This is a genomic window from Streptomyces altiplanensis, assembly GCF_053591575.1.
On sequence record NZ_JBSFUB010000055.1, the window covers coordinates 37,185 to 46,089 of the forward strand.

The following is an 8,905-nucleotide window of genomic DNA, read 5'->3' on the forward strand; positions in this document are numbered from 1 at the left end:
GACCTCAGCCTCCCCACGGGTCGCCACCTGCCACCCGATTCCTGCCGGAAGTCAACTGCGTGGCAGCCGACATCCCCCTCGGCCGTGCCCTGGTCATCAACGAGACCGCAGTCGTGGAGTACACGCTCCGAGCCGCCCCCACCACAAAGGTCTCCTACCTCCACGAGCGACGCTTCACCACACCCCTGCGGTCCTACCTCCTCCGCGCGCACTTCCACCCGCAGGCCCTCCCGTCGAACTGCTGGCACTACTACCGCAAGCAACTCGGCAACGAGCCCCCCAACCGCCACCGTCTGACCCTCGACGACTTCCACACGACGCACCTGCTGCCCACAAAATGCCCATCCGGCGTATACGGCATCACATGGGACTGGCCGGACTGAAGGGCTGGTGCTGATCCCATCAGAATCGAGCACGAGGAAATGTTCGGCCTTGCGCTCCTACCGCCGGTGGAGGCGACGGCAGCTGACCAGCCCCCTTGCGGGCGATGCGATGCGGCCTGCGGGGGTTACGTCTGCTTCGAGGACGAAGCCGGGTTCACCCGTAGGCCGCCCCGGGGACTGACCTGGGGCCGGCGCGGAGTGACGCCGGTCGTCACCATCAGCGGCCAGCGTTCGGGACGGCTTCCGGTGGCCGGGCTGATCGCGATACGGCCCGGTCCCCGGACCCGGCTGTGTCACCGGCTTCGATCTCACCACGCGGGCAAGGGCACACGTCGCAGCGTCGGCGAGCGGAACTTCATCACACTCCTCGACGGCGTCCACCAGCTCGTCAAAGCGCCGATCATGCTGGTCTAGGACCGCCCGAACGCCCATGTCTCCCGCAGGATGCGCGACCTCGTGATCGAGCGGGAGTGGCTGACCGTGTTCCTGCCGCCCGCCTACTCACCCGGCCTGAACCCCGCCGAGTGGGTATGGGCCCACGTCAAACACGGCCTCGCCAACCTCGCCGTCATGGCCCTCGGCCGACTCAGACCCACGCTTGGAAGGTAGGACCAGCTCAAGACACAAAATCCGACCGAAGTGCTTATTCGTCTGGGGGAGTTATTCCAGGAAGCTGTCGATGGGCGCCGCGTCGTATTCCGTTGCGCCCGCCGTGGTGATGCCGCTGGTTGAGCCGGGCAGCCGCAGAGAGTTGACGGCGCTCACACAGAGGTCGGCCGTTCCGTCACGGTCCGTGTCGCGCAGTCGTACGAGGCCACCGAACTGGTCGTCGGCCGTCAGCGGGCCCGGTACGCCAGGGGTGTTGCGGGCGAACCACTGCGAACCGGCACCGGGCAGGCCGCTCGCCCGCCCCTTGAAGACGTGCACGCCGCCCGCGTAGTCCCGGCCGTCGATATCCTCGCCCGGCACGCCGACCGCGAGATCCGCGTAGCCGTCGCCGTTGACGTCGCCCGCCGAGACGGATGAGCCGAACCCGTCGTAATTCTCCGGGGATCCGGCGACGCCACTCGTCGACTGGGTGAGGCGGGCGCTTCGGGACGGGCCGCCGGACGAGCCGTACCAGACGCTGACGCGGCCCTTGTGCTTCGAGTAGAGGGATGTGCCGATGGCGATGTCGCCGTAGCCGTCCTTGTCGAAGTCGGCGATGACACCGTCGCCGCCGCGCCCGGAGCTGCCGCCGTTGCCGGACTGGGACTCCAGGCGGAGGCTCTTGCCCGGGGTGAGCGAGCTCGCGCCACCCTTGATGAACCAGGCGTCGGACGCGATGTACTCGGGACTGACCACGTCGCCGATGATCGCGAGGTCGGTCTTCCTGTCGCCGTTGACCTTGCCGGAGATCAGGGCCGAGGCGTAGAAGGACGTCGTCTTGTCGAGCTTGGTCACGGTGCCGGTGGTGCCGGAGCGCTTGAGCGGGCCGCGGTAGACGTAGGTCATGGATTCGTTGATGACGGCCAGGTCCTGCTTGCCGTCCCCGTTGAAGTCGCCGGTCGCCAGGTCCTTGCCCATGTAGTTGTTGCGGCCCGGGTTCTTGTTCGGGAGAGTCGTTCCCTTGGACAGGCCCGAGGCGGAGCCCCACAGGACCGTCACGGCGCCCTGGAAACCGTTCTCGCCGGTCGCCGCCACCGCGAGGTCACCGTATCCGTCGCCGTCGAAGTCCGCGGCGGCCCGTACCTCGCCGAACATGTCGTCGGCCTCGTCGGCGCCGGGCACGCCGGGGCTCGCCTGGGTGATGCGCTGCTGCCTGGAGCCGGGCCCGGTGGCGGTCCCGAAGACCACGGTGACGCCGCCGCCCCCTCTGGCGCTGAAGCTCGAGTACGCGTAGTCGCGGTAGCCGTCGCCGTTGAAGTCGTCACCGTGCTTCGCGGGCGCGGCGCTCGCTGCCGCGGCGGGCAGGGTGAGGGGGATGAGGCCCGCCACCAGGAGGGCGGCGAGCGTGGCCGTTGTGCGGATGCGCATGGGTGTTGGGGTTCCTTCTGAGTCGAGGGGCGGCGAGAGCGAAGGGGCGCAGGCCGTGGGATCAGTCGGCGGACCGGGCGCCGAAGCGGGATGTCTGGCCGGGTGGCGCGTGGGGGCGCCGCGCCGTCACCGGAAGTTGTCCCGGGTGACGGGTGGGCTCGGCCAACAGGAGACCGGTGGTGGGATCGAAAGGTTGTACGAGGAGCAGAGTCGCGTCGCAAAAGACCGCGATGTCTGCCAAGTACTGGGCACAGTCAGTGCCAGCGTTCGAAGAGATACCACTTGGCCTGTCCTGGGAGTTGGTGGCGCCAGAGCCACCAGGGCAGATTGCGGCGTGGGACGAAGTCCCACAGATCGTCGTCGGCTTCGTTGCCACGTGGCTGGGTGCGCAGCAGAGCCAGGCATTCCCGGTCGACGGTGCGGTGCAGCCGCGCGACGTGTGCAAGCGCCACGGTGCCTTGGTGCTGCCGCGTGGGGTCGGTGGCGCGGAGCGCCCGGGCGACGCGGGGCAGGATGGCCCGGGGATCGGTGTGGTGCAGGGCAAGCCCGATGACGGCGACGCCGACGTGGCGTTCACCGCGTTCGAAGGCCGCGTCGACGATGGCCGGGTCATGGACGCCGATCAGTCCGGTCCCATGCTCCCCGAGGGCTGTGGGCTGGGTCTCCGGGGTCTCTTCGTACGCCATGACCGGACGATAGGCCGAGCGGCTTGGTTCGAGCCATTGCATATCGGGGATCCGCAGCCCGGCGGGCGTCCTGTCCTTCGTTCAGGCACCGGACGTCGTCCTCGCGTCGCGGATACAGCTGACCGGGACGCAGACCACCAGCGACCTGCACGACATGATCTCCACCGCCACGCGCGGCATCAGCTGGGACGCCCGGACCCTTGGCCCCGACATCGCCCTGGACATCATGGTGGGCAGGCGCCACGACCTCGCCCTGCACCAGGAACACCTGACCGGCCTCACCCGGCTCCTGCTGGACGCCGCCGACACCATCGGCACGCCGGGAACTGCCCGCTCGGGCCGCTGCTTCCACTGCGGCGGAACCGGACTCGCCCGCCCGCTGTGGGGGCGGAGGCCGGGCACGCCTGAGCGGCTGGGCAAGCCCAAGGGGAGCCTGGGCAAGCCGCCCCGAACGGCGGCTTGCCCGCCCCACCCCTGTGCGCTGAGGTGGTGCCCGCGGGGCCGGACGTCCCGGCCGGGCTCGCGAAGGAGACACCCGGTGGAGACCTTCGAAGTGGGGGAGACGGTGGTGCGGCGCGACGTGCACCGCTCCGGGCAGGTGTGGAGCGAGCAGGCGCTGCGCGTGATCACCGATACCGGCGAGGTGGCTTTGTACACGTCGACGAGCAGCGTTTCTACAGCAGTTTGGGTTCTGGCTAAGGTTCTGTGAACCAGGCACGCTGAGTGATCGTTGTCAGCCGAGCGCGCGAAGGATGGCCTGCACTCCTGGCGATGCCGCCAGGGTCGCGGACTCTCCGGCGTCGAGCGTTAAATTCCACCTGGGTAACGGTGAAGGTCCTCCGGACGGCGCTGTACACGGCGGCCCCTGGGCGCCTGGTCCGCTCCTGCTGTTTCCTCAACGGCCGACTTCGCGCTTCCTGATCAATTCCAGGTAGGGTCCGGCTCGCCTGAAGAACAGACAGAACGACCTTGGGGGAGCGGGATTGTGAAGCGCTGGGCAAAGTGGGTGGCGGTCGGAACGGTGGGGGTGCCGCTGGCACTCGCCGTGGTCGCCTGCGCCGGGGAGAAGTCCCTGGAGGAGGCCGCGAAGGGTACTTGGGACTGCACGATCGCCGCCGGTGGCCGCGGGATCTCCGCGACGGTGGCCGTCGGAGACGGGACCTACCAGGTGAGCGATGGCGGCCGCGAGGGCAGCTCCGGGACGTGGCAGCTCTCCGGCGGGAAACTGGAGGTCAAGGGCGACGACGGCCCGTACCACGTCAGCGGTGTGCCCGGAGAGACGAAAGAGCTGATGGGCATGGAGTTCGGCGAAGGCAGTGGCGCGAAGCTGTCGCCGTGGAGCGTGGGATGGAAGGGCAACACCGTCACCTTCCCGTACCACGGCGCCAAGGTCACCTGCCAGAAGATGTAGGTCTGAGGGCCCCGGTGCCGCTATGACCGGTGCCGGGGCGCGGGGCTGGCCGCCGTGGGCCGTGGCAACGTCCCCGAGCCCGTCCTGTGGGACGCGCCGAGCGCTTCGCCGGCGAGATCCCGATGAGCAACGATGCGGGTACAGCAACCTCGCGGTCATAGGCGTGACGGGTCGTCTCACCGGACCCACTGCAATCGGCAGCGCCGACGGCTTCTGGGGCCCGAACGCCTCCTCAGCCCCGGGCTTCCCGCCCGGCATGAACGATGGCTCGACCATATGGATGCCGGACAGGACAAGAGGGCCCTGGAGCTCACCTCACCCCAGCTCCGAGCACCTCCGATTCGGCAGCAGCTCGCGCACTCACTGTGACGGCATCTCACAACCTGAGCCAGAACCTGAGTTGCGACAGCGGTTGTTCACCTCTCTGGGAGGCACCCGAATTTCGGGGGGTTCGATGTTCACGCGAAACAACAGCACCCTGCCCAACGCATCCGACGATCTGCTTAAGGCTCCAGCGCGGTGGGTGTTTGGGGCCGGCCGGAGGAAGCGTTCTGGAAGGGGTGCGGCGCGGCGGTATTCGCGGAACGACAGAGGAGACGATGGGGCAGGAGGTGTATTCCATGGGCGAGTACGTCAAAGCCAACGGAACGACGATCTGGACCGAGAGCAGAGGCCAAGGGCCCGATGTCTTGCTGATCGCAGGGCTGAGCGACCCCGCCGAGGCGTGGCAGGCGCAGCTCGACGGGCTGTCGGACCGGTACCGGGTCATCACCTTCGACAATCGAGGGTCGGGACGGACGCCGTTGCCCGACGGGCCCATGTCCGTGGCCATGATGGCCGACGACGCCGCGGAAATTCTCCGGGTGCTCCGGGTCGACAATGCGCATGTCGCCGGATTCTCGGGCGGCAGCGCGATCGCCCAGGAGCTGGCGCTCCGTCACCCGGAGGCCGTCAGCAGCCTCGTTCTCATGAGTACCTGGGCACGAGCGGACGCCTACTTCACCACCGTGACCCGATTCTGGCACTGGCTGGTGACGAAGGCGCCCGATGAGCGCGCCATGCTGGAGGCGTTCTTCCTGTGGATCTACACGCCTCGTGCCCACGTCGACGGTATGGTGCAGCGGATCATCGACGAAACGCTCGCCTTCCCGTACCCGCAGTCCGCCAAGGCCTTCCAGCGTCAACTGGAGCCGTTCACGCGGCACGACACGCTCGACCGGCTGTCCAGCATCACCGCACCGACCCTCGTCCTGGCCGGCGACCAGGACATGGTCACGCCGCCGCGGCTCGGGCGGGTCGTGGCCGACGCCATCCCGGACGCCCGCTTCGAGGTCATGGTGGGGGAGGCCCACCAGCCGTTCCAGGAGTCCCCGGACGTGTTCAACGCACGAGTCGACGCCTTCTGGCGCGAGATCGACGGCGGGACCCTTCCGTCCTGATCCTCAAGCGCCTTCCAGCGACGGCCGCTGCCGTCATCCCACTCCGCCCGGCGATGGCGCACCGGCGGCCTCACACGCCGGGGTCTGGCGGGCCGCCGCCAGTGTCTACATCATGAGCGCCGGGCGACTGGGGGCCATTGCGGCCGCGCTGCGCTGGCCGGCATGTGCGTTGGTGGGCTGGTTCTGCCATCTCCCGCCGTACCGGCTGACCGCAGCAGGGACAGGAGCGCACTTCGGCGCACCTGGAGTCCGATCAGAGCCGCTGAGTACCGGCGCTGTCGAAACTCGTGAAATTTTTCGACTCGCTGACGGACGCTGACTGCCTCCCAAGCTGGTGCCCAAGTGCTGTCCGTTCTCGGGCTCTGGCTCAACTTCTGTGGAGGCGGTCCTCGCGGCGACCTGCCGAGGACGCAGCGGCTGACTCGAAGGGAGGCATTCGAGGCCTGGCCGGGTGCGGGGGCAGTGGGCGGGTCGTCGCCGCCAGGTGCGCGACCGGGCGGCGGTCCGGGCGGCGGTCCGGACCGCCTGATCTTCCAGGCAGAAGGCCGCGGGCCGGGCGATGTCCTGCGCGTGCTGAGTCCCGCTATGGGGTGAGGCGGGAGGCACCTGGTGGGCCCAAGCCCGCAAAGTGCACGGAGAACGGGACGGCACCCGGGCCTTGATCGAGGTCCTGCTGCTGAACCGCCACCTCGCCCACGAGCATGTCGTCGCTGGCCTGGCCACCGCGCTGCGGGCCGGCGCACTGACCGCCGACGCGGTCGCCCTGGAGGCACGCAAGGCCGCCCAGACGGAGGACGAGCCAACCATCGGCACAACCATCCCGGCGGCTCTCGGGCAGACCTCGGCCACCGTCACGTCGCTGCACGAGTGGCGGCTCGCACACCTTCCGCCGGACACCAGACCGCTGCCGTCGGTGACCCCCTATGACCAACTGCTCCGAAGTCGCCGCACCAGCGGCAGCGACCACCATGAGGGAGGAGCACAGTGACCCTGCCCCGCCAGCGAGGCTTGACCGAGCAGGCCGCCGACGCCGCGATCGACACCGCCTGCCGCCTGCTGCGGCTGCCGTCGATCCGCAACGAGTTCAACGAGATCGCCGACCGGGCGGTCAAGGACCAGATGACCTACCGTGGATTCTTCGCCGAACTGCTGATGACCGAGTGCGACGACCGGGCCCGACGCCGTTCGGAACGACGGATCAAGGCGGCCGGCTTCCCGCGGGAGAAGTCGCTGCGGGCCTTCGACTTCGACGCCAATCCGAACATTGACGCGGCCACCGTTCACACCCTTGCCGGCTGCGAGTGGATCAAGAAGAGCCAGCCGCTCTGCCTGATCGGGGACTCCGGCACTGGCAAGTCCCACATGCTCATCGCGCTGGGCACCGAGGCGCCGATGAAGGGCTACCGTGTTCGCTACACGCTGGCCACGAAGCTGGTGAACGAGCTGGTCGAGGCCGCAGACGAGAAGCAGCTGAACAAGACCACCGCCCGCTACGGCCGCGTTGATCTTTTGTGCATCGACGAGCTGGGCTACATGGAACTGGACCGTCACGGCGCTGAGCTGCTGTTCCAGGTTCTGACCGAACGGGAGGAGAAGAACAGTGTCGCCATCGCGTCCAACGAGTCGTTCGGCGGGTGGACAAAGACGTTCACCGATCCCCGACTCTGCGCGGCCATCGTCGACCGCCTGACGTTCAACGGCACGATCATCGAGACCGGCACCGACTCCTGCCGGCTCGCCTCCACCCGGGCACGAGCTGAGGAAACCGCCAAGGCCGGCTGACCGCCTGAGGCGCGACTCGACGGCCCGCCTCAGGGCGGCCCCGGGAGGCAGAACAGCTGCCCGGGGCCCACCCTGAGGACTGGTCACTTTCGCCAGAACAGGTGGTGCGTCACCCCGCTCGGGCTGGGAACGACCTCCAGGTGGAACCGGTCGAGCAGCTCATCGGGGGACTCCCAGAGCCGTACTCCGGACCCGAGCTTCACCGGCGAGACCGCCACGTGCATGGTGTCGACGAGGCCGGCGTCGAGAAACTGCCGGATGGTGGTAACCCCGCCGCCGAGTCGGACGTCCTTGCCCTGCGCCGCCTCCCGGGCCTGCTCGAGGACCGTGGCAGGGTCGCCATCGACGAAGTGGAACGTGGTGTCGGAAAGCGTGAGCGAAGGACGCTTGTGGTGGGTCAGGACGAATACCGGGGTGCGGAACGGGGGCTCGTCACCCCACCAGCCCTGCCACTCATGGTCCTGCCAGGGCCCGCGCTGGGGACCGAACTTGTTGCGGCCCATGATCTCGGCGCCGATGTTGCGCGCGTAGTCCCGCGTGAGGTAGTCGTCCAGGCCCCGGCTCCCCCCGGGGTCGGTGCGCATGGGCCAACTTGCCGTGGCACCGGCCCAGGCGAACAGCCTCTCGGGCTCGACATGACCGAACGGCCTCTCGAGGGTCTGGTCCTCACCAGCACCGATGCCGTCACTCGAGACGTTGAAGTTCTGGACTCTCAATAGCTGAGCCATGCGTTCCTCCTGTGATGGGGCGATAACAGTGGTGAGACTCTCCGGGCCAGGAAAACTCATCGCCACCTCCGTGACCGGTCAGAAATTGGTTAACTACTGCTCTGACCGCATATTGATCAGAAACGGTTTGGGTTCTGGGTCGTTGGTGGGGTGTGAGTGATCTGGTGGGGGATGCGCGGCACCTGTCGCCGTCGGCGCAGGAGGCCCTGCGGCTGCGGGCGGTGGCCGCGCTGGTGGCGGGGCGGGGCCGCGAGGATGTGGCAGCGGTCTTCGGGGTGTCGCTGAAGGCGGTCGACACGTGGTGGGCGAAGTGGCAGGCCGGCGGTCGGGAGGCGCTGGTCATGCGTCCTCGCGGCAAGCCGGTTGGGGTGCACCAGGTGCTCGGGGAGGCCGAGCAGGCCGCGGTGCGGCAGGCGGTCCTCGATCACCGGCCCTGTGACGTGGGGCTTTCCGGGCAGCT

Annotated in this window: 10 protein-coding genes and 1 pseudogene; 8 read left to right on the top strand and 3 right to left on the bottom strand. The window is 68.6% G+C overall.

Annotation, left to right across the window (positions count from 1 at the left end; all coding sequences use genetic code 11):
• Positions 1-59 precede the first annotated feature (59 nt).
• Both ACWD0Y_RS22860 and ACWD0Y_RS22865 read left to right on the top strand, forming a co-directional pair.
• On the top strand, positions 60-383 hold the full coding sequence (locus ACWD0Y_RS22860) for a hypothetical protein (protein ID WP_450262162.1): 324 nt from the start codon (positions 60-62) through the stop codon (positions 381-383).
• A 112-nt stretch (positions 384-495) separates the two neighbouring features.
• Positions 496-971, top strand: a pseudogene (locus ACWD0Y_RS22865) (transposase); the annotation flags it as partial.
• A 72-nt stretch (positions 972-1,043) separates the two neighbouring features.
• Here ACWD0Y_RS22865 and ACWD0Y_RS22870 read toward each other — a convergent pair.
• Positions 1,044-2,399 carry an FG-GAP and VCBS repeat-containing protein gene (locus tag ACWD0Y_RS22870; RefSeq protein WP_450262163.1) on the bottom strand — a complete coding sequence of 452 codons (1,356 nt, stop codon included), beginning with the start codon at positions 2,397-2,399 and terminating at the stop codon, positions 1,044-1,046.
• A gap of 254 nt (positions 2,400-2,653) precedes the next feature.
• A complete protein-coding gene (locus tag ACWD0Y_RS22875; protein WP_450262164.1) occupies positions 2,654-3,085 on the bottom strand; it encodes a hypothetical protein in 432 nt (143 codons plus the stop codon).
• Positions 3,086-3,239: 154 nt separating this feature from the next.
• On the opposite strand from ACWD0Y_RS22875, the gene ACWD0Y_RS22880 reads away from it, so the two are divergent.
• The 5 genes from ACWD0Y_RS22880 (at position 3,240) to istB (ending at position 7,717) form a co-directional block, all read left to right on the top strand.
• Positions 3,240-3,794 (top strand): hypothetical protein, encoded by a 555-nt coding sequence (locus tag ACWD0Y_RS22880; protein WP_450262165.1) that lies wholly within the window; start codon positions 3,240-3,242, stop codon positions 3,792-3,794.
• Positions 3,795-4,070: 276 nt separating this feature from the next.
• A complete protein-coding gene (locus tag ACWD0Y_RS22885; RefSeq protein ID WP_450262166.1) occupies positions 4,071-4,496 on the top strand; it encodes a hypothetical protein in 426 nt (141 codons plus the stop codon).
• Positions 4,497-5,116: 620 nt separating this feature from the next.
• A complete protein-coding gene (locus ACWD0Y_RS22890; protein WP_450262167.1) occupies positions 5,117-5,935 on the top strand; it encodes an alpha/beta fold hydrolase in 819 nt (272 codons plus the stop codon).
• A 628-nt stretch (positions 5,936-6,563) separates the two neighbouring features.
• Positions 6,564-6,923, top strand: coding sequence for a hypothetical protein (locus ACWD0Y_RS22895; protein ID WP_450262168.1), 360 nt, complete (start codon positions 6,564-6,566; stop codon positions 6,921-6,923).
• Positions 6,920-7,717, top strand: coding sequence for an IS21-like element helper ATPase IstB (gene istB / locus ACWD0Y_RS22900; RefSeq protein ID WP_450262169.1), 798 nt, complete (start codon positions 6,920-6,922; stop codon positions 7,715-7,717). Before ACWD0Y_RS22895 ends, istB begins: the two co-directional genes overlap by 4 nt.
• An 83-nt stretch (positions 7,718-7,800) precedes the next feature.
• On the opposite strand, the gene ACWD0Y_RS22905 is transcribed toward istB, so the two are convergent.
• On the bottom strand, positions 7,801-8,445 hold the full coding sequence (locus ACWD0Y_RS22905; protein ID WP_450262170.1) for a dihydrofolate reductase family protein: 645 nt from the start codon (positions 8,443-8,445) through the stop codon (positions 7,801-7,803).
• A gap of 152 nt (positions 8,446-8,597) precedes the next feature.
• On the opposite strand from ACWD0Y_RS22905, the gene ACWD0Y_RS22910 reads away from it, so the two are divergent.
• Positions 8,598-8,905 (top strand): helix-turn-helix domain-containing protein (locus ACWD0Y_RS22910; RefSeq protein WP_450262171.1); only part of this gene is annotated, 308 nt, incomplete at its 3' end.